Source organism: Actinoplanes sichuanensis, assembly GCF_033097365.1.
In the GTDB taxonomy this organism is placed as follows: domain Bacteria; phylum Actinomycetota; class Actinomycetes; order Mycobacteriales; family Micromonosporaceae; genus Actinoplanes; species Actinoplanes sichuanensis.
In genome coordinates this window covers 7,016,979-7,041,902 of record NZ_AP028461.1, presented here as the reverse complement: position 1 = coordinate 7,041,902, position 24,924 = coordinate 7,016,979, and the positions used below count along the sequence as shown (strand labels likewise).

The 24,924-nt window shown below is 71.2% G+C and carries 21 protein-coding genes and 2 pseudogenes; 13 read left to right on the top strand and 10 right to left on the bottom strand.

Annotated elements, in window-relative coordinates:
• Nucleotide 1: 1 nt before the first annotated feature.
• The gene (locus Q0Z83_RS32535) at nucleotides 2-1,528 is read right to left on the bottom strand and encodes a GGDEF domain-containing protein (protein WP_317787055.1); all 1,527 of its coding nucleotides are present in this window, start codon (nucleotides 1,526-1,528) and stop codon (nucleotides 2-4) included.
• A gap of 162 nt (nucleotides 1,529-1,690) precedes the next feature.
• Between Q0Z83_RS32535 and Q0Z83_RS32530 the strand changes: the two genes are divergently transcribed.
• Complete coding sequence (locus Q0Z83_RS32530) at nucleotides 1,691-1,987, top strand: hypothetical protein (RefSeq protein ID WP_317787054.1); 297 nt, start codon at nucleotides 1,691-1,693, stop codon at nucleotides 1,985-1,987.
• Here the strand turns inward: Q0Z83_RS32530 and Q0Z83_RS32525 are convergent.
• Nucleotides 1,960-3,909: a putative bifunctional diguanylate cyclase/phosphodiesterase gene (locus tag Q0Z83_RS32525; RefSeq protein ID WP_317787053.1), complete on the bottom strand. Its 1,950-nt coding sequence runs from the start codon at nucleotides 3,907-3,909 to the stop codon at nucleotides 1,960-1,962. The two genes, Q0Z83_RS32530 and Q0Z83_RS32525, sit on opposite strands and share 28 nt — an antisense overlap.
• Nucleotides 3,910-4,049: 140 nt before the next feature.
• Here Q0Z83_RS32525 and Q0Z83_RS32520 point away from each other — a divergent pair, with 140 nt between their 5' ends.
• Nucleotides 4,050-5,210 (top strand): branched-chain amino acid ABC transporter substrate-binding protein, encoded by a 1,161-nt coding sequence (locus Q0Z83_RS32520; RefSeq protein WP_317787052.1) that lies wholly within the window; start codon nucleotides 4,050-4,052, stop codon nucleotides 5,208-5,210.
• On the opposite strand, the gene Q0Z83_RS32515 is transcribed toward Q0Z83_RS32520, so the two are convergent.
• Nucleotides 5,194-6,738 carry a serine hydrolase domain-containing protein gene (locus tag Q0Z83_RS32515; protein ID WP_317787051.1) on the bottom strand — a complete coding sequence of 515 codons (1,545 nt, stop codon included), beginning with the start codon at nucleotides 6,736-6,738 and terminating at the stop codon, nucleotides 5,194-5,196. The genes Q0Z83_RS32520 and Q0Z83_RS32515 overlap by 17 nt on opposite strands.
• 126 nt (nucleotides 6,739-6,864) lie before the next feature.
• Between Q0Z83_RS32515 and Q0Z83_RS32510 the strand changes: the two genes are divergently transcribed.
• Together Q0Z83_RS32510 and Q0Z83_RS32505 are read left to right on the top strand one after the other, a co-directional pair.
• Complete coding sequence (locus tag Q0Z83_RS32510; protein ID WP_317787050.1) at nucleotides 6,865-7,917, top strand: pectinesterase family protein; 1,053 nt, start codon at nucleotides 6,865-6,867, stop codon at nucleotides 7,915-7,917.
• A 71-nt stretch (nucleotides 7,918-7,988) separates the two neighbouring features.
• On the top strand, nucleotides 7,989-9,173 hold the full coding sequence (locus tag Q0Z83_RS32505) for a hypothetical protein (protein WP_317787049.1): 1,185 nt from the start codon (nucleotides 7,989-7,991) through the stop codon (nucleotides 9,171-9,173).
• Between the two features lie 9 nt (nucleotides 9,174-9,182).
• On the opposite strand, the gene Q0Z83_RS32500 is transcribed toward Q0Z83_RS32505, so the two are convergent.
• On the bottom strand, nucleotides 9,183-9,839 hold the full coding sequence (locus tag Q0Z83_RS32500) for a PaaI family thioesterase (RefSeq protein WP_317787048.1): 657 nt from the start codon (nucleotides 9,837-9,839) through the stop codon (nucleotides 9,183-9,185).
• A gap of 110 nt (nucleotides 9,840-9,949) precedes the next feature.
• Between Q0Z83_RS32500 and kstD the strand changes: the two genes are divergently transcribed.
• Both kstD and Q0Z83_RS32490 read left to right on the top strand, forming a co-directional pair.
• On the top strand, nucleotides 9,950-11,593 hold the full coding sequence (gene kstD, locus Q0Z83_RS32495) for a 3-oxosteroid 1-dehydrogenase (RefSeq protein ID WP_317787047.1): 1,644 nt from the start codon (nucleotides 9,950-9,952) through the stop codon (nucleotides 11,591-11,593).
• Between the two features lie 182 nt (nucleotides 11,594-11,775).
• Nucleotides 11,776-12,207: a type II toxin-antitoxin system Rv0910 family toxin gene (locus Q0Z83_RS32490; RefSeq protein ID WP_317787046.1), complete on the top strand. Its 432-nt coding sequence runs from the start codon at nucleotides 11,776-11,778 to the stop codon at nucleotides 12,205-12,207.
• A 169-nt stretch (nucleotides 12,208-12,376) separates the two neighbouring features.
• Here the strand turns inward: Q0Z83_RS32490 and kstR are convergent, their stop codons facing one another.
• Nucleotides 12,377-13,024 (bottom strand): cholesterol catabolism transcriptional regulator KstR, encoded by a 648-nt coding sequence (gene kstR, locus Q0Z83_RS32485; protein ID WP_317787045.1) that lies wholly within the window; start codon nucleotides 13,022-13,024, stop codon nucleotides 12,377-12,379.
• Between the two features lie 101 nt (nucleotides 13,025-13,125).
• Between kstR and Q0Z83_RS32480 the strand changes: the two genes are divergently transcribed.
• The 6 genes and pseudogenes from Q0Z83_RS32480 (at nucleotide 13,126) to Q0Z83_RS32455 (ending at nucleotide 18,262) form a co-directional block, all read left to right on the top strand.
• A complete protein-coding gene (locus Q0Z83_RS32480) occupies nucleotides 13,126-14,223 on the top strand; it encodes an acyl-CoA dehydrogenase family protein (protein WP_317787044.1) in 1,098 nt (365 codons plus the stop codon).
• Nucleotides 14,208-15,350: an acyl-CoA dehydrogenase family protein gene (locus Q0Z83_RS32475; protein ID WP_317787043.1), complete on the top strand. Its 1,143-nt coding sequence runs from the start codon at nucleotides 14,208-14,210 to the stop codon at nucleotides 15,348-15,350. The genes Q0Z83_RS32480 and Q0Z83_RS32475 overlap by 16 nt, the downstream gene beginning before the upstream one ends.
• 6 nt (nucleotides 15,351-15,356) lie before the next feature.
• Nucleotides 15,357-16,199: pseudogene (locus tag Q0Z83_RS32470) on the top strand (bifunctional MaoC family dehydratase N-terminal/OB-fold nucleic acid binding domain-containing protein); the annotation flags it as partial.
• A gap of 48 nt (nucleotides 16,200-16,247) precedes the next feature.
• Complete coding sequence (locus tag Q0Z83_RS32465; RefSeq protein ID WP_317797174.1) at nucleotides 16,248-16,559, top strand: hotdog family protein; 312 nt, start codon at nucleotides 16,248-16,250, stop codon at nucleotides 16,557-16,559.
• Nucleotides 16,556-17,695 carry a lipid-transfer protein gene (locus tag Q0Z83_RS32460; protein ID WP_378079143.1) on the top strand — a complete coding sequence of 380 codons (1,140 nt, stop codon included), beginning with the start codon at nucleotides 16,556-16,558 and terminating at the stop codon, nucleotides 17,693-17,695. Before Q0Z83_RS32465 ends, Q0Z83_RS32460 begins: the two co-directional genes overlap by 4 nt.
• Nucleotides 17,696-17,698: 3 nt before the next feature.
• Nucleotides 17,699-18,262, top strand: a complete 564-nt coding sequence (locus Q0Z83_RS32455; RefSeq protein WP_317787041.1) for a hypothetical protein — start codon at nucleotides 17,699-17,701, stop codon at nucleotides 18,260-18,262.
• A gap of 6 nt (nucleotides 18,263-18,268) precedes the next feature.
• Here Q0Z83_RS32455 and Q0Z83_RS32450 read toward each other — a convergent pair whose 3' ends face one another.
• The 5 genes from Q0Z83_RS32450 to Q0Z83_RS32430 form a co-directional block, all read right to left on the bottom strand.
• A complete protein-coding gene (locus Q0Z83_RS32450; RefSeq protein WP_317787040.1) occupies nucleotides 18,269-19,777 on the bottom strand; it encodes a flotillin family protein in 1,509 nt (502 codons plus the stop codon).
• 11 nt (nucleotides 19,778-19,788) lie between these two features.
• The gene (locus tag Q0Z83_RS32445) at nucleotides 19,789-20,307 is read right to left on the bottom strand and encodes an NfeD family protein (protein WP_317787039.1); all 519 of its coding nucleotides are present in this window, start codon (nucleotides 20,305-20,307) and stop codon (nucleotides 19,789-19,791) included.
• Between the two features lie 38 nt (nucleotides 20,308-20,345).
• Nucleotides 20,346-21,329 carry a glutamate ABC transporter substrate-binding protein gene (locus Q0Z83_RS32440; protein WP_317787038.1) on the bottom strand — a complete coding sequence of 328 codons (984 nt, stop codon included), beginning with the start codon at nucleotides 21,327-21,329 and terminating at the stop codon, nucleotides 20,346-20,348.
• Nucleotides 21,326-22,636, bottom strand: coding sequence for a hypothetical protein (locus Q0Z83_RS32435; protein WP_317787037.1), 1,311 nt, complete (start codon nucleotides 22,634-22,636; stop codon nucleotides 21,326-21,328). Before Q0Z83_RS32435 ends, Q0Z83_RS32440 begins: the two co-directional genes overlap by 4 nt.
• Nucleotides 22,637-22,718: 82 nt before the next feature.
• Nucleotides 22,719-24,242: an FAD-binding protein gene (locus Q0Z83_RS32430; RefSeq protein ID WP_317797173.1), complete on the bottom strand. Its 1,524-nt coding sequence runs from the start codon at nucleotides 24,240-24,242 to the stop codon at nucleotides 22,719-22,721.
• Nucleotides 24,243-24,348: 106 nt separating this feature from the next.
• Here Q0Z83_RS32430 and Q0Z83_RS32425 point away from each other — a divergent pair.
• Nucleotides 24,349-24,882 (top strand): annotated as a pseudogene (locus Q0Z83_RS32425) (FAD-dependent oxidoreductase); the annotation flags it as partial.
• Nucleotides 24,883-24,924: the final 42 nt, after the last annotated feature.

Here is a 24,924-nt window from a genome sequence, read left to right as displayed (position 1 = left end):
GTCAGGCCGCCAGCATGCTGTGGTCGTAGCGCATCCAGGTGCCCTTGCCGTCGTGCTTGGCCGCGTACATCGCGGTGTCCGCGGCGTGCAGCAGGGTCCGCAGGTCGTCGCCCTCCTCCGAGCTGGCCACGCCGATGCTGGCGTTGGCGCAGACCGGAGCGCCGTCGATCATGATCGGTTCGGTCATCGCCTGCAGGATCCGCTGGGCGGTGCGTTCGGCGTCGCGGGCGTCGCAGTCGCGCAGCAGTACGGCGAACTCGTCGCCGCCGAGCCGGGCCGGCAGGTCCTCGGCGCGGACCGAGGCGCGCATCTTCTCGGCGACTCCGGCCAGCAGGGCGTCGCCGGCCGCGTGGCCGAGCGTGTCGTTCACACCCTTGAATCCGTCCAGGTCGATGAGCAGCACCGACACGCTGCCCGGTTCGGCGTCGGCGAGGGTGGCGTCGACCTCCTCGCGGAAGTGGGTGCGGTTGGCGAGCCCGGTCAGGTCGTCGAAGAGTGCCTGCCGCCGCAGCCTGGTCTCGTGTTCCCGCAGCTCGTGCAGCGTGCTGTCGAGTTGGCCGATGAGGGTCTTGTTGTCGTGGAAGGCGAGCAGTTGGCGGGCCACCACGAGGCTGACGATGACGCCGAGGCCGCCGACGGTGCCCCACAGGCGGGCGTCCTTGTTCTCGTTCTGCGACAGCATGATGATCATGACGGAGAAGACGATCAGGATCGAGCCGTACGGCAGCAGGCTGTACGGTTTGCGCCGCCGCGAGCCGAACGCGTACTGGTCGAACTGCGCGATGATCTCCTGGACCCGGGGGCCGACGGCGATGAACAGCGACGGCAGGAACCGGATGGCGTACGCGTAGGCCGGCATTGATCCTTCCGCCTCGGGGGCGACGAACAGGCCGGCCGCGTTGACGACGGCCGCGAGGATCAGCGGGACGGCCGCGTTGCGGTGCATCGGCGCGTTGCCGCTGAGGATCATCTTGACCGCGGCGAACGCCGAGGTGAGCACGAGGGCGGCGCCGAACAGCGCACCGATCAGGTTGGTCTCGCGGTCCTCGTTGTTGATGGCGAAGCACCAGGCCACGACGGCGCCGCCGACCAGCACGGTGGCCGAGTCGAGCCAGAACGCGAGCCGTTCCTTGCCGCTGCGCCCGGAATGCGGGTGGATCAACATCCCGATCACGATGAGGGTGATCCCGATCCCGAAGCAGGTCGACTGGAACGTGCCGCCGGCCGTCGACCACTGGCCCTGCTCCCAGTAGGAGGTCAGGGTCTGTACGGTGTCGCCGGTCGTGAACAGGATGCCGGCGATGGTCATGAGCCGCCAGAATCGGCGGATGGCGCCGGTGGCGATCCGGAAGACCCGCCACGAGGAGTACGCGAGCAGCACGTCCAGTGGCACCTGGAAAGTCCAGAAGACATCGACCTGAGTGTCCGAATGCCCGCTGAGGATGAACAACAGCGCGGTCCCGAGAAGGGTCCACGCTGTCGCCACGGCGAGCACCGGGTCGTGCCGTATCGATCCGCTCCCGATCACTTTGAGACTATCGGCTGTTTCGGCCGATGTCTGAGGAAACCGGTGAGCCGGGCGTGATCTTCGTCCTCGACTACGCTACGTGGTCTTGACAGTTTTGCCTCGACACCGTCAAAGTGCCAGCCTGACCTGCTGTTTTTGCTATCAGGGTAAAGGCTGGCGCAGATGGAATTGCATCCGGACGATCACGCAGAGTTGCTTAAGGGTGGCTCGGTGCTGGAGGAGTGGCGGCGTAGCGACCACGCCTTCGAGGTGGCCGAGGAGTTGATGCGGATGCACGGCGGCACGGTCCCGATGAGCGACCTGCTCTGGTTGGGTGCCGAGTCGTTCCTGCCCCGGCCCTGGAAGGCCGGCCGCGCCCCGGAGCCGGTCGAGGCCGCCGTCGAGGTCTACAACCGCTGGCGACGCCTGGAGCAGTTGCGTCTGAAGCGGCGTCAGCGGGCCGGCGAGGACGCCGCGTAACCGAGCGCCGCCGCGGCCGTCGTCTCGGCGGTCCAGCAGGCGCCCGGCAGGTCGCCGACCGGAACCGCCGGCGCCAGCGCGTGCCCCTGGGCGTAGTCGCAGGTCATTCTGGCCAGATGGGCCAGGATCGCCAGGTCCTCGACGCCTTCGGCGACCACTTCGAGGCCGAGGTTGTGCCCCAGGTCGATCGAGCTGCGGACCATCACCTCGTCCGGGGTGCCGGGGGTCAGGTTGCTAAGGAAGATCCGGTCGATCTTCAGCTCGTCAGCGGGTACGTCCCGCAACTGCACGAGCGAGCTGAAGCCGGTGCCGAAGTCGTCGACCGACACGGTCACGCCGCTCGCGCTGATCCGGCGCAGCGTCTCCAGCGCGGCCCCGGAGTCGGCCATGATGCCGGTCTCGGTCAGCTCCAGCCGCAGCATCTCCGGCGGCAGCCCGGCCGCCTGGATCGTGGCGAGCACGTTCTCGGCGAACCGCTCGTCGCCCAGCGCCGCCGTCGACACGTTGAACGACACCCGCCCTCGCCAGCCACCGGCCAGCCAGCCCGCGGCCTGCCGCGCGACCAACGCCAGCAGGTGGTAGGTGAGCCCGGCGGCCAGGCCTCCACGGTCGGCGACCGGCAGCAGGGTTTCCGGCATGACCAGGCCGCGGACCGGATGGTGCCAGCGGACCAGCGCCTCCACCCCGGTGACCCGGGCGTCGCGCAGGCGGACCTGCGGCTGGTAGTACATCTGGAGCCGGCCCTGCGGGTCGCCGGTCTCCACCAACACCCGCAGGTCGGCGAAGAGTTGCATCCGGTCGTCGTGCTGGTCGACGTCGGCACCCGGGTCGTAGACGACGACCCCGCCGCCGTGCCGTTTCGCCCGGTACATGGCGGCGTCGGCGTGCCGGAACAACTCGTCGGCGTCACCGGATCCGGCGGCCGGGCTCAGCGCGATTCCCAGGCTGCCGCTGATCGCGGCCGGTCCGTCGTCGAGCACGAAGTCCCGGTTGAGCTCGGCGACCAGCCGGTCGGCCAGGGTGGTCGCCTCGGCCAGGCCGGTCACGCCGGGCAGCAGCACCGCGAACTCGTCACCGCCGAGCCGGGCCACCACGGCGGGGGATTGGATGTGTGCGGCCAGCCGCCGCCCGGACTCGATCAGCACCTGATCGCCGGCGTGGTGGCCGATCGTGTCGTTGACCGCCTTGAACCCGTCCAGGTCGATGATCATGAGGGCGGACTGACCGTCCCGGGCCAGCGCCTTCTGCAGGTCGCGCTGGAACAGCGCCCGGTTCGGCAGGCCGGTCAGTGAATCGTGCAGTGCCTGATGGCGGCTGTCGGCGGCCTGGGCGACGAGCCGCCGCTGGTAGCCGAGCACCATCCGCATGATCATCGCGACCAGCGTGAGGCCGACACCGAAGCCCATCGCGGTGCCGACCAGCAGCCGGCCCTGCCGCTTGCCGAGCGCGATCACCTGCTGCTGGGCGTAGTCGTGGTAGGCCCGGGACACGTCGTCCACGTCGTTCTGGAGTGTGTAGAAGGCCGGAGTCACCTGGAGCCGGTCGAACGCCATGAAGTCCGGGTCGCTGTCGGCCACCTTCGCGATCAGGTCCTCGGCCAGTTCCCGGTACGCGATCTGCCCGGCCAGCAGGCGCTTCGCGTCGTCCCGGGTCTGCTCGTCGGAGGACTGGGCGATCTCGGCGAGGTTCCGTTCGGCCTCGGCCGCGACCTGGTCGAACCGTGCGCGTACCGCCACCGACGGCTCGACCTGGTAGTGGCGCAGGTTCACCTCCTGCATCGCGACGGCGATCCGGGCCTCGGTGAACTTCATGTCCACGATCAGGGCGTCGCTCTGCTGCTCGGTCGCGCGCGTGGTGCTGAACATGGCCTGGAGCACGAAACCGGCGAGGGCCAGCAGCACGACGGCCAGCGCCACCGTCATCAGCAGGCTGCGGCCTCGCCCACGTATGCGCCCCAACACACCCTGTCTGTCGGCAGCCGGATCACGTGTTCAAGGAAACCCGTTCAGGTTTGGCGCGCCCACGTCGATCGGACCGTAGAGACCACCGATCGGAGCCGCTCGTGTCACGCCCCGCAAGTGCCGCCGTCCTGACCGCTCTCCTGCTGCTGGCCGGCCTGTCCGGCTGCGGCGGAGAGGACGCCACACCGCAGACCGGCGGAGGTTCCTCGGCCGCAGCCGGCGAACCCATCCGGCTCGGCAGCCTCGCGCCCATCAGCGGCCGCAACAGTTCCTCCGGCGAGGCGATGGTCAACGCCGCGAAACTGGCGGTGGCCGAGGTCAACGCGGCCGGCGGGGTGCTCGGCCGGCAGGTCGAACTGGTGGCCGAGGACGACGCCTGTGACCCCGGAACCGCCGTCACCGCCGCCCAGACCGTGGTCAAGAAGGATGTGGCGGCCTTTGTCGGTGGCTACTGCAGCAGTGCCATGGTGCCCACCCTGAAGATCTTCCACGACGCCGGCGTCCCGATGATCATCGCGCTGGCCAACTCCACCGACCTGCTGGATCCCGGCTACAACAGCCTGTTCCTGATCTGCGGCACGGTCACCGCCGAGGCCGAGTTCGCGGTCGACTGGATGGAGAAGCTCGACGGCACGAGACTGTCGGTGGTCCACGACGGCACCAGCTTCCCGATCACCCTGGCCGACTCCACCGCCGCGTACGCCCGCAAGACCGGCAAGCTGAAGGTGGCCGGCGAGCTCAAGCTGAGTCAGGGTGCCGCCGACTACCGGCGCACCGCCCTGTCGATCATCGGCAGCAAGGCCGACATCGTCTACTACACCGGCTACTACGGCGAGGCCAACCAGCTGATCAAGGACCTGCGCGGCGCGGGCTTCACCGGCAAGATCGTTGTCGGTGACGGCGCCACCGACGGGCCGCTGCTGGAGAACCTGACCGCGGCCGAGAGCCGCGACGTGTACGGCACCGCGATGCTCGTGCCCGAGTTCATGCCCGAGCTGAAGGGCTGGTCGGAACGGTACAAGGCGGCCTACGGCATCGACCCCGGCCCGTCGACCGCCGAGTCCTACGACGCCGTGATGGTGGCGGTGGAGGCGATCAAACGGGCCGGGAACGTCGACCGCGAGGCGATCCGCACCGCGCTCGGCGACACCGACTACTCCGGGCTGTCCGGCCCGATGACCTTCAACGACGACGGCACCCGCAAGACCCCGAAGTTCCTGCTGCTCAAGGCCGACGGCAAGGAACTCAAGCTGGTGTCGTAGACAGCGGGTACGGCAGCGTCCCGGGCACGATCGTGGCCGGGACGCCGCGCAGCGCCGACGCTGTCCCGAGCGGGTGACGCCGGTAGAGCCGCCCGCCGAACCGGAACCAGCCCACCGAGCCGTCCGGGTCGCGCACGAAATCACCCCGGCTGTACGTGTCCGACCCGTCCGGCGCCCATGCCAGCACCCGGTCGCGCCGGTAGAACGGCAGCACCAGCGCCTCCTGCCCGCCGAGCCGCACGCTCAGTCGCCCACCGACACCGACCAGGTCCAGCTCGACCGACACCGGCACGCCGTCCACGCCGACCTGTTGAACGACGTAACGCCCCTGGTAGGGCGCCAGCTCGGCCGGAGACAGCAGACGTGGCCGGGCCGGCAGATTGTGCAGACCGGCGAACCGGCTCAGCGCCCAGTCGTCGGCGAACAGCTCGGACACCAGCAGCGGGCCGCCCTCCGAGTTGGTCAGCACGGTCAGCGCGAAATCCCGCTCCGGCACGAACAGGAACCCGGAGTGCTGCCCGCCCAGGTCACCACCGTGCTGAATGACCCGCGGCCCCTCCGCGGTGGGCCGCAGCATCCAGGTCACCCCGGCCCCGTCGACCTCCACGAACAACATCCCGGCCGGCCCCGGACGCCACCGCATCGCCCGCAACGACCGCCGCGTCAGCAGCGGCGAGCCGTCACCGAGGTGATAGCGGGCCCACCGCAGCTGGTCCCGCGCGCTGGAGAACAACCCACCGAAGGAATGCAGGCTCCGCGGAATGGCCAGCGCCTCCGGCACGGCCACGACATTCCCTTCAAGATCAAATCCATGGGGTACGGCCACCCGCGCCCCCGGCACACCCTGAGGCGTGAACGCGCTCTGCCGCAGGCTCAACGGGTCGAGCACCAGTGACCGCAGGGCGTCCTCGTAGACCCGCCCGGTCGCCACCTCCAGGACCCGCCCGGCCACCCCGATCGCCGCGTTGTTGTAGGCGAACACCCGCCCCGGCTCGGTGAGCTGCGGCAACGTGGCCATCGACGCCACATACCGCTCCAGGGCGTCGTCACCGTCACCGGTGTCCACGAACGAGTCACCGAGCCAGCCCGCACTGTGGTTCAGCGCCTGCCGCAGGGTGACCCGCCGGGACGCCGCCTCGTCGGCGGTGCGGAACCCGGGCAGGTAGCCGCGCACCGTCCGGTCCAGATCCAGCCGGCCCCGCTCGACCAGGCGCATGATCGCCGTACCGGTGAAGGTCTTGGTGGTCGACGCGATCCGGAAGAGGGTGTCGCCGTCGACCGGCTCCGGCGCGGACACGTTCGTGACGCCGAACCCGCCCACATAGTCGCGGCCCCGATGGCGCAGACCGTAGGCCACGCCCGGAATCCCGTAGGCGGCCATCCCGGCCCGGATCTTCTCCTCCAGCTCCCGCACCACCCGTGGAACTCCGGTGGCGGATCCGGCGGTGGCCGGGGATCCGACGGCCGTGACGGCCGCCCCTCCCGCCGCACCGAGCAACAGGGCCCTTCGCGTCACCGGCTCGCTCATCGCCCCACTCTATCCACGGCTGTCACTAGTCCGAAGATTTCGTTGACGTTGCCCGATGCCTGCCCTACCGTGCAGAGGAAAGCGCTTTCCCCCAGCGCAATCCCCATAGTGAAGTAGGAGAGTGGTATGCGACGGCGTACCTTCCTCGGCATGTCCTCAGGCCTCGGCATCGTCGCCACCGGCCTGGTGCAGGCCCCGGCCACCGCCGGTGTACGGCGGCCCGATCTGATCGTGGCGAGCGACGGCAGCGGTGACCACACCGGCATCCAGGCGGCCATCGACGCCGCCCCGGCCGGTGCGACCGAGCCCTACGTCATCGGGGTGCGCCCCGGCACGTACCTCGGGCAGGTGATCGTCCCGTCCGCCAAGACCCAGATCGAGCTGCGTGGCCTGGGCCGCCGCCCGGAGGACGTGGTGATCGCCGACGACCGGGCCAACGGCACCCCCAAGCCGACCGGCGGCACCTGGGGTACCTCGGGCAGCGCGTCGGTGACCGTGGACGGTGCCGGGTTCCGGGCCGGCAACCTGACGTTCGCCAACCTGTTCGACGAGGCGGCCCACCCGGAGATCACCAACCGGCAGGCGGTCGCCGTCCTGACCCGGGCCGACCGACTGGTCTTCGAGCGGGTGCGGTTCCTCGCCAACCAGGACACCCTCTACGTCAACAGCAGCGCCGCCGGTGTGATCGCCCGGGTCTACCTGCGCGACTGCTATGTGGAGGGCGACGTCGACTTCATCTTCGGCCGGGCCACCGCGGTGTTCGACCGCTGCCGCGTCCACTCGCTGAACCGGGGGACCACCCCGAACGGGTACGTCACCGCCCCGAGCACCGACCTCACCAACCCGCACGGGCTGCTCTTCGACCACTGCCGGTTCACCTCCGACGCCCCGGCCGGGACCGTCCTGCTGGGCCGCCCGTGGCACCCGAGCAACGACCCGAACGCGATCGGCCAGACGGTCATCCGCCGATCGTGGATCGGCACCCACATCCCCGATCTCGCCTGGAGCGACTTCGGCACGTGGCCGTGGCGGGAGGCCCGCTTCGCCGAGTACCGCAACTACGGCCCGGGCGCGCTGATCTCGGAGAACCGTCCACAACTGACCGACGAGCAGGCCGCATTCAACACGATCGAGGCGTTCCTGCGCGGCCCGGACGGGTGGCGGCCGGACCGCTGTTAGATAACGGACGATGACGCCCGTGCGGGTGACCACGGGAGGACCGGGCCGGGAGCGCCACATATTCTCGGCCCGTGCCGGTCTCTCGTAAACGCAAGAAGTCCGCCAAGTCCACCGCCGCCGTCCGGGCCGAGCGCCGCCGCGCGCACACCCGGCAGGTGCGGCTGGCACAGTCGCTGGCCGAGATCGTCGCCGGTCAGGAGCAGGGCCAGGCGATGCGGCTCGAACTGGCCCACCCGCACGCCGTCGCGCTGGCCGCCGAGCTGATGACCACGCCGAAGACCGGCACCGCCCTGGAGGACGAGCTCTGCGCCCGGCTCGGCCCGCTCCTCGCCGGACTAGCCGAACTGCCCCTCGACGCGTATGTGGGACCCGACCACCTGACCGACGCGCTGGCCGGGGTGCTGCTCGACGCCGGCGACGACGAAGCGGCCCGGCGGGTGCTCGCCGCCCTGGCCGCCATCCTGCCGTCCACCGCGCTGGACCGGACCGGCCTGGACGCTCCGGACCCGCAGGTCGCCGGTGAGGTTCGCTGGACCCGGGACCGCTGGGGCAGCCGGTTCGCCGTGCTCGCCCCGTTCGCCACCCCGGAGGGGCCGGTCCGCTGGTACCTGTGGGACATCGACGCGTGCGCCTTCGTCCCGGTGGCGGTGCACGCCGGTTTCTACGCCTCGCCCGAGGAGGCCCTGGCCGCATGGCAGGTCGGGGTGGGCGCGTTCGCGGCCGGCGGCACGTCGTGGCGCCGGATCGACGACTTCGGGCTGCTCCTCGATCTGCTGCCGAAACCGGACGAGGTCTCCGCGCTGGGCGGGGAGTCGGCCGAGCAGTTCACCGAGTACCACCGCTGCCGCCGCCTGGCCGAGGCGGTCCTGGATCTGCCGCCGGTACTCACCATGAACGTCCCGGAGACGGCGCTGGACCTGGGCCCCGAGCGGTTCGTCACGTGGTGGCGCACACGGGCCGAGGGTCCCGAACCGGCCAACCTGAAGGCGCTGACCGAGGAGATGTTCGACTCGTGGCCGATCCTCGCCCGCGCCCTGTTCGACACCTGCTCCCCGCACCGGGTCGAGTCGGTGTCGCACCAGATCCGCGAGGAGTACCGGGAGGACGCCGACGAACTGCTGGCCCTGCTCCCGGCCTGGGTGACCTGGCTGTCCGAGCGCACCGGCCTCCCGGCTGAGCTGCGCGAACGGGCCCTGGCCCGGACCGGTGGGGCCACGACCACCGAGAACGACCTGATGCGCCGGGTCGTCGAGTAGGCGAACCGCCTACCGGGCCTCGCCCATCACCGGGCCGAACAGTCTCCGGGCCTGCTCGGCTCGTAGTGCCACGAACACCCCGGTCGCCTCGACCAGCACGTCGCCGGGCTCGTCGGCGGTGGCGATCGTGCCGGTCGCGGTGATCCGCCGCCCGTCGATCCCGGCCACCCGGGACGTCAGCCGCAACGGCGTGTACAGCGGCACCGGTCGGCGGTAGCCGGTGTCCAGGCGGACGGTCATCCCCGGATGACCGGCGACCCCGCACGCGTAGCCGAGCATCTGGTCGAGCAGCATGGCGCTGACCCCGCCGTGCGCGAAACTGGGCGGTCCCTCGAAGGCCCGGCCCAGCGTGCAGACACCGACCGCCGTGTCACCGTCCCGGCGGATCTCCAGCGGCGGTGCGAAGGCGCTGCCGCCCCCGGTCACCGGGTTGTAGAGACGCACCCCGCCCAGCAGGTCGTCGGCGGCCGCGGTCTCGAAACGGCTCCGCACCCGCTCGCCGAGCGGTGCCGCCGCCTGCCGGATCAACTCGGCCGCCCGGAGCAGTTCCGCGGTGGGCGCCTCGGTGGCCGTCGCCTGTTCGATCAGCAGCCGCAGCGCGTCGCCGAGCCCGGTGATGGCCTCCCGGCGGCGCTGCAATCCATGGCCGTTCTCGATCTCGCTCACAGCAACAGGCTGCTATACGCGGCGCCATCGGACCTAGTGAATCTCATCACACTGCTATAACCTGTTCTAGTTATTGCGGAGGGGTAAACGACCCAGCGGATGGGGATGCCATGCCGGTCACCGTGGAATACGACGTGGTCGTGGTGGGTGCCGGCGCCGCCGGCATGACGGCCGCGCTGACGACAGCCCGTTCCGGGTTGAACACGGTTCTCATCGAAAAAGCGTCTGTCTACGGTGGATCGTCGGCCCGGTCCGGCTCCGGGATCTGGGTGCCGAACAACGACGTCCTGCTCGCCGCCGGAGTGCCCGACACGTTCGCCAAGGCCGACACCTACCTGGCCGCCGTGGTCGGTCCCGAGGTGCCCGCCGCCCGTCGACAGGCCTTCCTCACGTACGGCCCACGCGCCATCGCCTACCTGCAGAAGTGGACCCCGCTGCGATTCGCGTGGATGGAGGGCTACCCCGACTACTATCCCGAGCTGCCCGGCGGCATGCCGAACGGCCGCTCGATCGAGCCGCGAGCCCTCGACGCCAACGTCCTCGGCGACGAGCTGGCCCACCTCAACGGCCCCTACCAGGCCAGCCCGGCCGGAACGGTGGTCTACACGGTCGACTACAAGTGGCTGTCGCTGATCGCCCGGCACCCGCGCGGGCTCGCCGTCGCGTCCGAGATCGTCTGGCGCTACCTGCAGGCCGCCGCCCAGGGCCAGAAACCCGTCACCATGGGCCAGGCGCTCGCCGGTGGGCTGCGGGCCGGTCTGATCGCGGCCGGTGTGCCGGTCTGGCTGGACACCCCGCTGCTCGACCTGCACGTCGAGAGCGGCCGGGTCGCCGGGGTGCTGGCCACCCACGACGGTGCCGAGACGCTGATCCGGGCCCGGCGCGGGGTGGTCGTCGCGAGCGGCGGGTTCGAGCACAACGAGCGGATGCGCAAGCAGTTCCAGGCCGCACCGATCGGCACCGACTGGACCATCGGCGCCGACTCCAACACCGGCGACGGCATCGAGGCGGGTGAACGGGTCGGGGCCGCGCTCGGGCTGATGGACGACGCGTGGTGGGGGCCGATGATCCCGCTGCCCGGCGAGCCGTGGTTCTGCCTGTCCGAGCGCACCCTGCCCGGCACGGTCTTCGTCAACCAGGCCGGCAAACGGTTCGTCAACGAGGCCGCGCCCTACAGCGACGTCGTGCACACCATGTACCAGAAGGGGCACATCCCCTGCTGGATGATCACCGACCAGGACTACCGGAACCGGTACCTGTTCAAGGACCTGGCCCCGATGCTGCCCTACCCCGACGACTGGTACACCTCAGGCGCCCTGGTCAAGGATTGGACGCTCGCCGGACTGGCCGCGAAGATCGGCGTACCGGCGGCGGCGCTCAGCGCGACGATCAGCCGGTTCAACGGACAGGCCCGGGCCGGTCGTGACCCCGACTTCCACCGTGGCGACAGCGTGTACGACGCCTACTTCGCCGACCCGACGAACCTACCCAGCCCGTGCCTCGCGCCGCTGTGGCTACCGCCCTACTACGCCTTCAAGATCGTGCCCGGCGACCTCGGCACCAAGGGCGGCCTGGTCACCGACGCCCGCGCCCGGGTGGTGCGCCCGGACGGCACGGTCATCCCCGGCCTGTACGCGGCCGGCAACGCCAGCGCCGCCGTGATGGGCCACAGCTACGCGGGCGCCGGATCGACCCTCGGCCCGGCGATGACCTTCGGCCACGTGGCCGGCCTCGACCTCGCGGCCGGCGCCTGACCGACCCACCCTGAGTAGCCCGCCTTCAACGATCCGCCTTCAACGATCCGCCCTCGACGATCCGCCCTCGACGATCCGCCCTCGACGATCCGCCCTCGACGATCCGCCTTCAACGATCCGCCCTCAACGATCCGCCTTCGACATCCGCGCTCAACAGTCCGCGCTCCACAGGAGGAGTCAAAATGCCCAAGGTGAGCGTCTCGGCGAACTCAGCGGCCGAGCCCGACAAGGTGTGGCAGGTCATCACCGACCTGCCCCGGACCCCCGAGTGGAACAGCATGCACCAGGGCTTCACCGGTGACCTGCCGGCCGCGGTGACGGAGGGCGCCACGTACAAACAGAAGGTGAAGCTGATGGGCATGCCCGCCGAGATGGCCTGGAAGGTCGTCACCGCGGACGCCCCGAACCATTTCGAGACCGCCGGCGACGGCCCGATGGGCGTCAAGGCCAAGAACCGCTTCCTGATCGAACCCGACGGCGCCGGCTCGAAGATCACCTACGAGATGGAGTTCGTCGGTCCGGCCCTCAACGGCCCGATGGCCGCCATGCTGGAGAAACAGGCCGGCCCGGCCGCGAAGCAGGCCCTGGAGAAGCTGACCGCCCTGATCGCCTGACCCCGGCGGCCTCCACCCCATTCGCTCCGCCTCCCACCCGCGGCGATCAGGATCACCGCGGGTGAGGGGCGGGTGGAACACAGCCGAGCGAGCCTGAGCCGCCGGGTGGGCCTGAGCCGCCGGGTGGGCCTGAGCCGCCGGGTGGGCCTGAGCCGCCGGGTGGGCCTGATCAGTGCAGGAGCAGGCGGGTGGCCAACTCCAGGTGGTTGACCACGTCGTTGGCCGAGGCTCGGCGGGTCACCCAGGCGACCAGGTTGGACAGCCAGACGTCGCCGATCACCCGGGCCTTCGCGCGGTCGTCGGCCGAGGGCTCGACGTCGTCACCCTCGTGCATCGCGCGGGTGAACATCTCCTCCATCAGCCGCGCCACCGCGTTGACCTCGGCCGACGCCGACGGGTCGGCGAACATGAAGGCCCGCGTCATGGCTTCGGCGAGCAGCGGTTCCCGCTGCATGGCCCGGGTCATCCGACCCAAAACGAAGATCATCCGATCGTACGGAGTATCGCCCGGAATGGGTTTGCGCCCGAGCTTCTCCTGGATCGTCTCGAACTCGGCGGCGAGTGCCGACACGAGCAGGTGGATCTTCGAAGGGAAGTAGCGGTAGAGCGTGCCCAGGGCGACCCCGGCCCGCTCCGCGACGGTGCGCATCTGCACCGCGTCGTAACCGCCCTTGGACGCCAGGGCGAGCGTCGCCTCCAGAATCCGCCGCCGCCGATCACGCTGCGCGGCCGAACCCTGCTCGACCTCGGCGCCCGCGAGAGCGCTGCGCGTTGTAGTACTCGTTCTCGCTGCTGCAGTGCCCGTTTTGACAGCCATGGTCGCCCCTTTCTAATGAATCAAGCCTAGCAACGTCGCGTTGCGTCCCTGTGTCGCCCGGCGCTGGCGAGCACAAACTGAAACATGTTCTAATCAGTCTCATGGATTTTCGGGTGGACGAGACGCAGGAGGCGATCACCCGTCTGGCGGCCGAGGTGCTGGACTCCAGCGACAAGCCGTGGGCCGATCTGGGTCAGGCCGGGCTCCTCGCGCTCGCCGTTCCGGAGCGCCTCGGCGGGGCCGGGCTCGGCGTGCTGGAGACCGCGCTCGTGCTCACCGAGGTCGGCCGCCGAGCCGTCGACGTCCCCGCCCTCCACCATCTGGCGCTCGGTGTCCTGACCGTCGCCCGCTGGGGCACCCGGACTCAACAGGACGAGCTCCTCACCGGCCGCACCCTCGGCGCCGCGATCGCCGAGCCCGGAAATCCGCTACCGGCCGCCCCGCGCACCACGGTCGCCCCCGACGGAACGGTGACCGGCGTCAAGACCGGCGTCATCACCGCCGACCGCCTACTGGTCACGGTCGCCGGCCCGGCCGTGGTGATCATCGATCCGGCGGGCCCGGGCGCCACCCTGACCGGCGGAATCCTGTACCTGAACAACGCCCCGGCCCAACCCCTGGGCGGCGGCGCGGCGGGAGAGCACAGCGGCGCGGTGGGGGAGCGCGGCGCGGCGGGAGAGCGCGGCGGCGAAGCGGGGGAGAGCAGCGCGGTGGGGGAGAGCGGCGGCGCGGCGCTGCGGGATGGCGCGGATTGTCACGCCGATCTGCATCGGTTCGCGATCGCCGGGGCCTGTGCGCTCGGCGACGGGGCGCTGGCCGGAGCCCTCGCGCTGACCGCGGAGCATGTGCGGACCAGGGAGCAGTTCGGGAAGCCGCTCGCCACCTTTCAGGCCGTCGCGCAGCAGATCGCCGACGTCTACGTGGCGAGCCGCACCCTGCATCTCGCGGTGACCAGTGCGGTCTGGCGGCTGAGTGCCGGCCGGGACGCCGACGACGACCTCGACATCGCCGCCCAGTGGCTCACCGCCGAAGCGCCACCGGCCGCCCGCACCTGCCACCACCTGCACGGCGGGCTCGGGCTGTCGGTCGACTACCCGCTGCACCGGCACACCGCGCTGATCCGGGACCTGGTCCGGTTCCTCGGCGGCGGCGAGTACCGGCTGACCGTGCTGGGGGAGCGCCTGTGTTCATCGAACTGACCGACGATCAGACGAGGCTGCGGGACGAGCTCCGGTCGTACCTCCGCAAGGTCTTGACGCCCGCGGAGCGGGTCGTGCTGCTGCGGGAACGGCATGGCGCCGCGTTCCGCGACCTGGTGTCCCGCCTCGGTCGCGACGGGTGGCTGGGGCTCGGATTCCCGGCGGAGTACGGCGGACGCGGACTGGGCCACGCCGAGCAGCAGATCTTCGTGAACGAGGCGGCCCGAGCCGACGTGCCACTACCCGCCGTCACGTTGCAGACGGTGGCGCCGACCCTGCTCGCGCACGGTTCCGAGGAGCAGCGGCGGGAGTTCCTGCCCCGGATCCTGGCCGGGGAGCTGCATTTCGCGATCGGCTACACCGAACCGGAGGCCGGCACCGATCTCGCGGCGCTGCGAACCCGGGCCGTGCGGGACGGCGACGAGTACGTGGTGGACGGGCAGAAGACGTTCACGACCGGGGCGCACGAGGCGGACTTCCTGTGGCTGGCCTGCCGGACCGATCCGTCGGCGCAACGGCACCGCGGACTGTCGATCCTGATCGTGGACACCCGGGATCCGGGGTACTCGTGGACACCGATCATCACCTGTGACGGAACACATCACGTCAACTCGACCTATCTCAGCGGGGTGCGGGTACCCGTCGCGCGGCGGGTCGGCGGCGAGGGCGAGGGGTGGCGGCTGATCACCACCCAGCTCAACCACGAGCGCGTCATGCTCGGCCCGGCCGGGCGGATGGGTGCGCTGTTCGATCGGGTGCGCGAGTGGGCGTACGCCGCCGGGGTGGAGGAACACGCGGACGTCCGCCGCGCCCTGGCCCGCACCCACGCCGCACGCCGCGTGAACGAGCTGCTCAACTGGCAGGTCGCCGGGGCGGCGCCGAGCCCGGCGGACGCGTCGGCGACGAAGGTCTTCTCGTCCGAGCGGCTGCTGCGGCTCGGCCAGGAACTGTCCGAGGTGGTCGCCCGTCACGGCGATCCGGGTGATCCGGCGACCGCTGAGCTGCTCGACTGGCTCGACGTGCACGAGCGGCGGGATCTGGTGCTGACGTTCGGCGGCGGCGTCAACGAGATCCAGCGGGAGATCATCGCGAGCGCGGGCCTGGGCCTGCCGAGAGTCCCGAGGTAGGTACGGATGATCACGGAAGCGGCGCAGCGGCTGATCGACGCGGGGGAGACGGCGGCGAAGCCGGGGCGGGATCCGGTCAACCTGCCGATGATCAGGTCGTGGCTGGAGGCGATGGGGGACGCGAATCCGCTCTACGAGAGTGACGGGACCGCGCCGCCCGCGATGATCCAGGTCTGGACGATGCGTGGCCTGGCGCCGCCGTCGCTCGACGATCCACTGCAGTCGGTGTCCGATCTGTGCGAGAGATCGGGATACCGGGCCGTGGTCGCCACCGATTCCGCGCAGACCTACCACCGCTACCTGCGGGTCGGTGAGGAGATCACCGTCCGCAGTCGACTGGAGTCGGTGGTCGGCCCCAAGCGGACCGCGCTCGGTGAGGGCTGGTTCATCACCACCGCCACGAGATGGCTCGTCGGGGATGAGCTGGTCGCGGAGATGACCTTTCGGATCTTGCGCTACCGGCCGGAGCCGCGACCGGAGACCGCCGGAGCCGAGCCGATCCAGCCGGTGATCACCGCCGACAACGCGTTCTTCTGGGAGGGCGTCGGCGCCGGCGAACTCCGGATCCAGCGCTGCGGCGAGTGCCAGGCTCTGCGTCATCCGCCCGGCCCGGCCTGCCCCGCCTGCGGCTCCTTCAAGCAGGAGCACACCGTGGCCGCGGGCACCGGCACGATGCACAGCTACGTCGTCCACCATCACCCGCCGGTCCCGGGGCGGCGTGCCCCGTACACCATCGGGCTGGTCGATCTCGCCGAAGGCGTCCGGATGGTCGCCGAGTACCGCGGCCCGCGCCCGAAGATCGGCGACCCGGTGCGGGTCACGTTCGACGCGGGCCTGCCGGTCTGGCGCCCCGACGTGCCCACCCTGGACCCGTGGGAGCTGCACGTCACCCCCACGATGATCGTCAGCACGGCCCTGGCGACCCGTGACTTCCAGAACGTCCACCACGACCGGGACGCCGCCGTCCGCCTCGGCGGAACCGACATCTTCGTCAACATCCTGACCACCACCGGCCTGGTCCAGCGCTTCGTCACCGACCGGCTCGGCTCCTCGGTCACGATCAAGGGCATCCGGATCCGATTGGGTACGCCGTGCCTCGCCTACGACACCCTGACCTTCACCGGCCAGGTGTTCGGTGACCGGGTCGACGTGCTCGGCCGGACCGCGAACGGCGTGCACGTCACCGGAACCGTGCAGGTGCAGTGGTGACCGCCGCGATCGCCGGGATCGGCGCCACCGAGTTCTCCAAGGACTCCGGCCGCAGTGAGCTACGCCTGGCCGTCGAGGCGATCCGTGCCGCCCTGGACGACGCCGGCCTGCGTCCCGCCGACGTGTCCGGCCTGGTCACCTTCACGATGGACAACAGCAGCGAGATCGCCGTGGCCCGCGAACTCGGCATCGACGAGCTGACCTTCCTGACCCGGATCGGGTACGGCGGTGGCGCCGCGTGCGCGGTCGTGCAGCAGGCGGTCCTCGCGGTCGACGCCGGGCTGGCCGACGTGGTGGTCTGCTACCGCGCCCTGAACGAGCGGTCCGGCCGCCGGTTCGGACAGGCCTACGCGTCGCCCGACCCGGACACCGGCTGGCACGCGCCGATGGGCCTGGCCACCCCGGCCGCGCAGGTGGCCATGGTGGCCCGCCGCTACCTGCACGACTCGGGGGCGACCGCCGACGACTTCGGCCGGGTCTCGGTGGCGGCCCGGCGGCACGCCGCGACCAACCCGCACGCGTGGTTCCACGGCCGGCCGATCACGCTCGACGACCATCGCGCGTCCCGGTGGATCTCCGAGCCGCTGCGGCTGCTCGACTGCTGCCAGGAGAGCGACGGCGCGGTCGCCGTGGTGGTGACCTCGCTGGAGCGCGCCCGTGACCTGGCCCGGCCGCCCGCGGTGGTCGCGGCGTCGGCGCAGGGCAGCGGGCCCGGCCAGTACGTGATGACCAGCTACTACCGGCCGGACATGGGCGCTCTGCCGGAGATGGGGGTGGTGGCCCGCCAGTTGTGGCAGCGCTCCGGATACCGGCCGGACGACATCCGGACCGCGGTGCTCTACGACCACTTCACCCCGTACGTCCTCCTGCAGTTGGAGGAATTGGGTTTCTGCGGTCGTGGTGAGGCCCGGCACCTGATCGCCGACGGCGGGATCGAGATGGGCGGCCGCCTGCCGGTGAACCCGCACGGCGGACAGCTGGGGGAGGCCTACATCCACGGCATGAACGGCATCGCCGAGGCGGTCCGCCAGGTCCGTGGGACCGCGGTCAACCAGGTGCCGGGTGACGGCCCGGTGCTGGTCACCGCGGGAACCGGCGTTCCGACGAGCGGACTGGTCCTCACCCCTAGTCTATGATTCATGAGGTTTGTCCCCTTTGTGGCGCTGATCCTGCTGGCCGGCTGCACCGCCCCTGAGGTTGAGCCGGCGCCCACCCCGTCGCCGTCCTCCGCGTCCGAGCTGCCGGAGGCGGAAGGACCGGCCGGCAACCTCGCGGGCGCCGGAAAGGACGCCGACTGGGACACCTTCGTGCTGCCGTGCGAGGACAAGTCGAAGGAACCGGTCATCCAGCAGGTGGTGACCGCCGACGTCACCGGGGACGGCATCGCCGACGCGCTCGTCGCCCGCGCCTGTGAAAGCTCGACGGTCGAGGTCTTCGACGGCTCGTCCCCGGCCCAGCGGCCCTGGCGGATCGATCAACCCCTGCTCAGCAGCCCCACCGCGGAACTGCGCCGGCCCTGGGTCACCGGCCTGGAGGTCAAGGCCGGGGAGATCATCATCAGGGCCAACGGCCACGCCATCGACGACGCCGCCGAAACCTGCCGCAAGGACCGCCTGGTGTTCGCCTTCAAACTCGCCGGAACCGACTTCACCCAGCTCCGGCTGGAGAACAACCCGACCGGCAAGTGCCTGCCGGCCGGGTGAGCTCACTCAGCCCTGGATCTGACCCTCGACGGCCGGCTTGTCGCCGTTCACCTTCGTGCCACCGAGCCGGGCCAGCAGCCCGGTCAGGTCGATCCCGGTCAGGTCGGTGCCGATCTGCAGACCCTGCGCCACGTTGCCGGCCACCGACTTGGTCAGCGACGTCGCCCCGTCGGTCGAGATGACGGTCAGCTTGTCGACGTTGCCGAGCGGGGCGCTGGCCGCCTCGACGACCTGCGGCAGCACCTTCACCAGCAGATCGATGACGGCCGCGTCGCCATACGCCGCGAACGCCTCGGCCTTCTTGGCCATCGCCTCGGCCTCGGCCTGACCCTTCGCGAGGATCGCCGCGGCCTCGGCCGCGCCCTCCCGCTCGATCGCCTCGGCGATCGCGGTACGACGCCGCTGCTCCGCCTCACCCTCCTTGGCACCCTCGATCGCGTGCGCCTCGGCCAGCGCGGCCCGCCGGGCCCGCTCACCCTCACCGGTCAGGCGGGCCTGCTCGGCCTGCGCCTGCGCACCGGCGATGGTGGCCTGCCGCTGCGCGTCGGCGTGCAGCACCGCGGCGCTGCGGGACGCCTCGGCCTCCTGCTCCACCCGGTACCGGGCGGCGTCCGCCGGCTTACGCACCTCGGTGTCCAGCTGACGCTGCTTGAGCTCGGCGTTCTGCTCGGCCACCTTCTGCTGCTCGGCGAGGATCTTCTGGTCCCGCTCGGCCTGCGCCAGCGGACCGGCCGCCGCCGACTGGGCCTTCGCCGCGTCGATCTCGGCCTGGATGGCGGCCTGCTTCAGCGACAGGTTCCGGTTCGCCTCGGCGATCGCCTCCTCGGCCAGCAGCCGCTCCTGCTCGGCGGCCTGCCGGGCCCGGGCCTCGGCGATGGCCGCGTCCTTGAGCACCCGCGCCGCCTCCGGGCGACCCAGATCCTGCAGGTACGACCCTTCGGCCAGGATGTCCTGCAGCTGGAACGTGTCGAGCACCAGACCCTGGTTGGTCATCGAGTGCTCGGCCTCCTCGGCGACCGCGCTGGCGAACGCCGCCCGGTCCCGGATGATCTCCTCGATGGTGAGCCGGCCGACGATCGACCGCAGCGCACCGGCCAGCACCTCACGGGTGAAGTCCTCGATCTCCGACTGCTGGTGCAGGAACCGCTGGGCGGCCGCGCGGATCGCGTCCTCGGTGCCGCCGACCTTCACGATCGCCACACCGTGCAGCTCGGCCCGGATGCCCTGCTTCGACACCGCGCCCTTGATGCCGACGTCGATGCGGCGGCTGGACAGGTCCAGCGACTGCAGTTTCTGCACGACCGGCAGCACGAACACCGACGCACCCATCACGACCTTCTGACCGGACAGATCGGTGCTGCTGGTGCCGTCCAGCCCCTGCGTCACCTTGCCCTTGCGGCCGGTGATGATGAACGCCTCGTTCGGCCCGGCCACCTTGATCCGGGACAGGATGAACACCACGAGCAGCACGATCAGCAGCACACCGCCGGCGATCGCGATCAACAGTCCAGACATCTATGCCTTCCCTATGGTGTCTCTTCGACGATTACGCTCGTGTCGCTGGGCGCCTCGATCACGAAGACCTCGGCGCCCGCGGGGATGGCCCGGTCGGCGCGTGCGTTCAGTTTCACCGGCTGTCCGCCCAGCCGGATCCGCACCTCGCCGTAACCCGAGCCGGCCGGCACCGGCGTGACCACCACGCCGATCGAACCGACCAGATGCCGCCGCTGCGGTGTCGCGTCGGTGCGCATGTTCCGCGCCGCGCGCGACAGGCGCCACGCGATCCAGGCGGCGGGCACGGCGGCCGACGCGCCGACGGCCGCCGCGATGACGATCCCGACGGGGGTACGGGCACCGAGCAGCTCCGCCGCAGCTGCTCCGGCGAACCCGAACGCCCCCAGGAAACCGGCCGCCACCTCGGTCGACACCGGGCCGCCGGCCTCCGGATGGCCGAAGTGCAGGAGCTCGCCGCCGAGCAGCGCCAGCGCCAGGACGGCGACGGCCACGCCGCCGATCACCAGGAACACCACAGTCGCCGTCAGCACGCGCTCAGGGTAGTGCAGGCCGTCTACCTGCACAGTCGTCAGTTCTGGTAGACCGGCACGGGCGGAGTGGCCGGGCCCAGCCGCTCTTTGAGCCACTTGTTGTAAATGTCCGTCCAGGTCCCGTCGGCGCGCATCTTGTCCAGCACCCCGTTGACGAACCCGGCCATGTCCCGGTGCTCGAGGGGGATGCCGATCCCGGCCGGCTCGTCGGACACCGCCGTCCCGGTCACCTCGGTCGTCGGGTCCTGCGCGGCCAGACCGGCCAGCAGGATGTCGATGGTCGAGACCGCGTCCACCTGCCCCTGCTGGAGCAGGACCAGACAGTCCAGCGTGCTGTCGGTGCTCACCGGGATCAGGTTGTACGGCTGCTTCGCGATCGTCACGATGCTGGTGCTGCCCTTGGTGGCGCAGACCTTCTTGCCCTTGAGGTCCGGGAAGTCGTTGATCTTGTCGGCTTTCCGGACCAGCAGCCGCTGCCGGGACGGGATGTACTCGGTCGAGAACAGCACCTGCTGCCAGCGCTCGCAGGTCATCGACATGGTCCGGATCACCAGGTCGACCTCCTCGCTCTGCAGCTTGGGGATCCGCTCGGCGGTGGTGATCGCCCGGAACTCCACCTTCGTCGGATCCCCGAAGATCGCCCGCGCGATCTCCCGGCCGAAGTCGATCTCGAAGCCGACCAGCTCGCCGCTGCCCGGATCACGGAACCCGAAGAGGTACGCGTTCTGGTCGATGCCGATGATCAACCGGCCGCGCTGCTGGATCTCCGCCATCGTGCTGTCGACCGGCATCCGGTTCGGTTTCGGCATCGACGCGGGCGGCCGCAGGCTGGCCCGCGGGTTGCAGGTCGGCGCGCCGGAGGGGCTCGGCACCTCGGCCGGGTCCTGCACGTTCAGCGGCCTGGGCACGGTGGCGGTGGCCTCGGCCGACACCGGCCGCGGCGGCTCGTCGGGCGTGCCGCATCCGGCCGCGACCAGCGCGACCGTCACCATGACCGCGGCGATCCTGAGGTTCTTCTTCACCGGTACTCCCCGATTCGCGGCCGGAAACCGAGCCCTACAGCGGCCACCAGGCCGATCGTGAGCAGGACGAATCCCGCGGCCAGGCCGGTCAGGGCACCCTCCGCGCCGTCGGCCTGCCGGTCGACCTGCTGATTGCCCGCCGACAGGGCGTTCGTCAGCGCCTTGTCGAGCCGGGCGAACACCGCCGGAAGCGCCTGGTCACCGGAGGCCGTCGCCAGCTCGACCGCCTTGTTCCAGTCGCCGCCGTCGTCCGCGGCTCGCACCTGCAGATGCAGCGTGCGCCACTGGTTCGCCTCGGCGCGGGCCTGCTCGATGAACGCCCGGTCGTCGTCCTCGGCCTGCGCCAGCGCCTTCCCGAGCAGCCCGCTCGTGCCGTCCACCCCGATCAGCTCGTCCATCCGGCCGACGAACTGCGTCTCGAACGTGGCCCCACCACCCCGGGCGACGAGCGTCAGCGACTCGTTGGCCCGTGCCTGCAACGCCGCCCGGCCCGAGTTGGCCAGCACCGACACCTGCTCGGCCGGACTGCCCGGCCCGGTCTCCAACCGGCCGGTCGAGGCGCCGAGCGCGACGAACGACCAGAGCAGCGCCAGGACGGCGATCCCGCTCGCCCCGACCAGGCCCAGGTTGAACGTGCGCCGGCTCCGGCGGGCCACCAGCACCTGCGCGGCGAGCAGCGCCCCGGCCAGCAGCACCCCGAAGAACGCGGCCGGCCAGGGGAAACCGTCGGCCGCCGCCTGCTCGCCGACCAGTCGCCGATGGGTGCTGTCGAAGACCCCGGCGGCCGCCGGGAGGATCGTCTGCTGCATCAGCCCCGACGCCTCCCGCAGGTAGGCCCCGCCCAGCGGCACGCCGTGACGCTGGTTGGACCGGGCCGTCTCGATCAGGCCGGTGTACACCGGCAGCTGCTCGGCGACCACCCGCAGCCGGGCCGTCTCGTCGTCGTCGGCGTCCCGCAGCGCGATCGTCAGCGCCGAACTGGCCTGCGCGATGTCGTCGAGATAGCGGGTACGCAGGTCGGACGACTCGCCACCGGTGGACAGGAACGCCGTCGCGGCGGTGGCGTCGGCGTCGGCCAGCGACCGGTACAGCGTCTGCGCGTCGACACTGATCGGCGCCTTCACCTCGGAGACGTCGGTGAGCAGCGCGGACCGCTCCCGCACGTCGGCCAGCGCGGCGACGCCGGTGGCCAGTGCCAGCACCACCAGCCCGGCGGCCACCAGCCAGTAGAGCCGCGGCGTGGACAGCCGTCTACTCCCGGTTCGCGGTGGTGCCAGTTCTCTTGCGGACGCCAGCTGGGTCGGCACGCACACCCCCGGTTGCTCCATGTGGGACGGCCACGATAAGACGACACCGCCACGGTAGGGAACCGAGTCCACCGCCCTCCGGTCAGCCGGCCATGTCCCGAGCCGCCAGGTAGCCGAAGGTCATCGCCGGGCCGAGGGTGGCGCCCGCGCCCGCGTAGCCACGACCCATCACCGAGGCGCTCGTGTTGCCGGCCGCGTACAGACCGGGCACCGGCGTCCCGTCCTCGCGCAGCACCCGGGCCCGTTCGTCGGTGCGCAACCCGCCCTTGGTTCCCAGATCGCCCGGTACCAGCGAGAACGCCAGGAACGGCGGCCGCGTCAGGGCGCCCAGGCACGGGTTCGGCCGCTGCCGCGGGTCACCGTAGTACCTGTCGTACGCCGAATCGCCCCGCCCGAAGTCCTCGTCCCGCCCGCTCGCCGCGAACCCGTTGAACCGCTCGACGGTCGCTCGCAACGCCTCGGCCGGCACCCCGATCCGCTCGGCCAGCTCGTCCAGGGTGTCCGCCCGATGCGCGATCCCGGCGTCGAACCACCGCTTCGGCAGCGGGGCCCGCGGCGCCCGCCCGGCGAACAGATACCGGTCCCGGTACGAGCGGTCGGTCACCAGCCAGGCCGGCAGATGCGGGCCCGAGCCGGTCCGTCCGAGCATGGTGTGGACCACGTCGACGTACGGCGCCGCCTCGTTCACGAACCGTCGCCCGGTGCCGTCGACCACCAGGCTGCCCGGCAGGTTGCGCTCGGCCAGGCAGAAGTACGCCCCACCGGTCAGCGGCAGCGACGGCCCCCACCAGGCCTCGTCCATCAGATCCAGGGCCGCCCCGAGCCGCTGCCCCTCCTCGATGCCGAGCCCGGTGTTCCCGGCCGCGCCGACCGTCCACGCGGTACCCAGATCCTGATGCTCCCGGCGCATCCGCTCGTTGTGGTCGAACCCGCCGCACGCCAGCACCACTCCACGCCGGGCGGTCAGCACACCGTCCGGCGTCGCCACTCCGGCGACCCGGCCGTCGGAGACGTGCAGGGCGGTCATCGGCGTACCCAATCGCACCGGAACCCCCGCCGACCGCAACCCGGCCCGCAACCCCGCCGCCAGCGCCTGCCCCATCGTGAGCCGCCGCCCCCGGAACCGCCCGGCGGCCAGTTTCACCGCGGTCAGCGCCGACCGCGGATGCCGCAGCCCGAGCGACAGCCAGCGGTAGTCGACCGCGGTCACCGCCATCCCGTTCGGCGCGGCCCGATACGGCGGCGCGAGTGTGCCGACGTCCTCGGCGACCCGGCGGACGTCCAGCGGGCGCGGCTCCAGCGTGCGGCCCTCGGCGAGCCCGCCCGGCGCCTCCGGATGATAGTCGGGGTAGCCCGGCACCCGGGCGAACTCCAGCGGCGTGTGCGCGGTGACGAAGGCCAATACGTCCGGCCCGTGCTCCAGCAGCGCATCCCGGCGCGCGGCGGGCACCTCATCGCCTGCAACGTGTTTCAGATAGGTGCTCGCCTCCGGGCCGGGGAGCCACAGGCCCCCGCCGGATCGGGCGGTCGAACCGCCGTACACCTCGGCGCCGTCCATGACCACAGCGCTGAGCCCATGGTGCGCGGCGGTGAGCGCGGCGGTCATCCCGGCCGCGCCGCTGCCCACCACGACGACGTCGAATTCCTCTTCGCGCAACACTAGAACAGGTTATAGTTATCCGGTCGCCGACGCCATTACCCCGGAGGGCCGCATGTACGTCGTGGTGGTGGGCTTCGGCGCGGCGGGCGCCTGTGCCGCCATCGAGGCCGCTGAATCCGGCGCCGACGTCCTGGTGATCGACCGCTTCACCGGGGGCGGCGCCACCGCCGTCTCCGGCGGCATCGTCTACGCGGGCGGCGGCACCCGCCTGCAGCGCGCCGCGGGTGTCACCGACACCCCGGCGGCCATGTACGAATATCTGCGCCACGAGGTCCGCGACGCCGTCTCCCCGGCCACCCTGCGCCGCTTCTGCGACGAATCGGCCGACATGCTCGCCTGGCTGGAGGAGCACGGAGTCCCGTTCGACGCGAGCCTGTGCCCGGACAAGACGTCCTACCCGACGAATCGCCACTACCTCTACCAATCGGGCAGCGAACACGCCTACGCCGACCCGGCCCCACGCGGCCACCGAACTCACGCCCGCGGAACCTCCGGCGGCACCCTCCACGCCCGTCTGGCGGCCGCCGCCGCATCGCGACGAGTCCGTTTCCTCCGGCAATCCCAGGCCCTCTCGCTTCTCTTCTCCGCAAACCCCTCCAGCGGTACGCCCACCGCTCACCAACCGCAT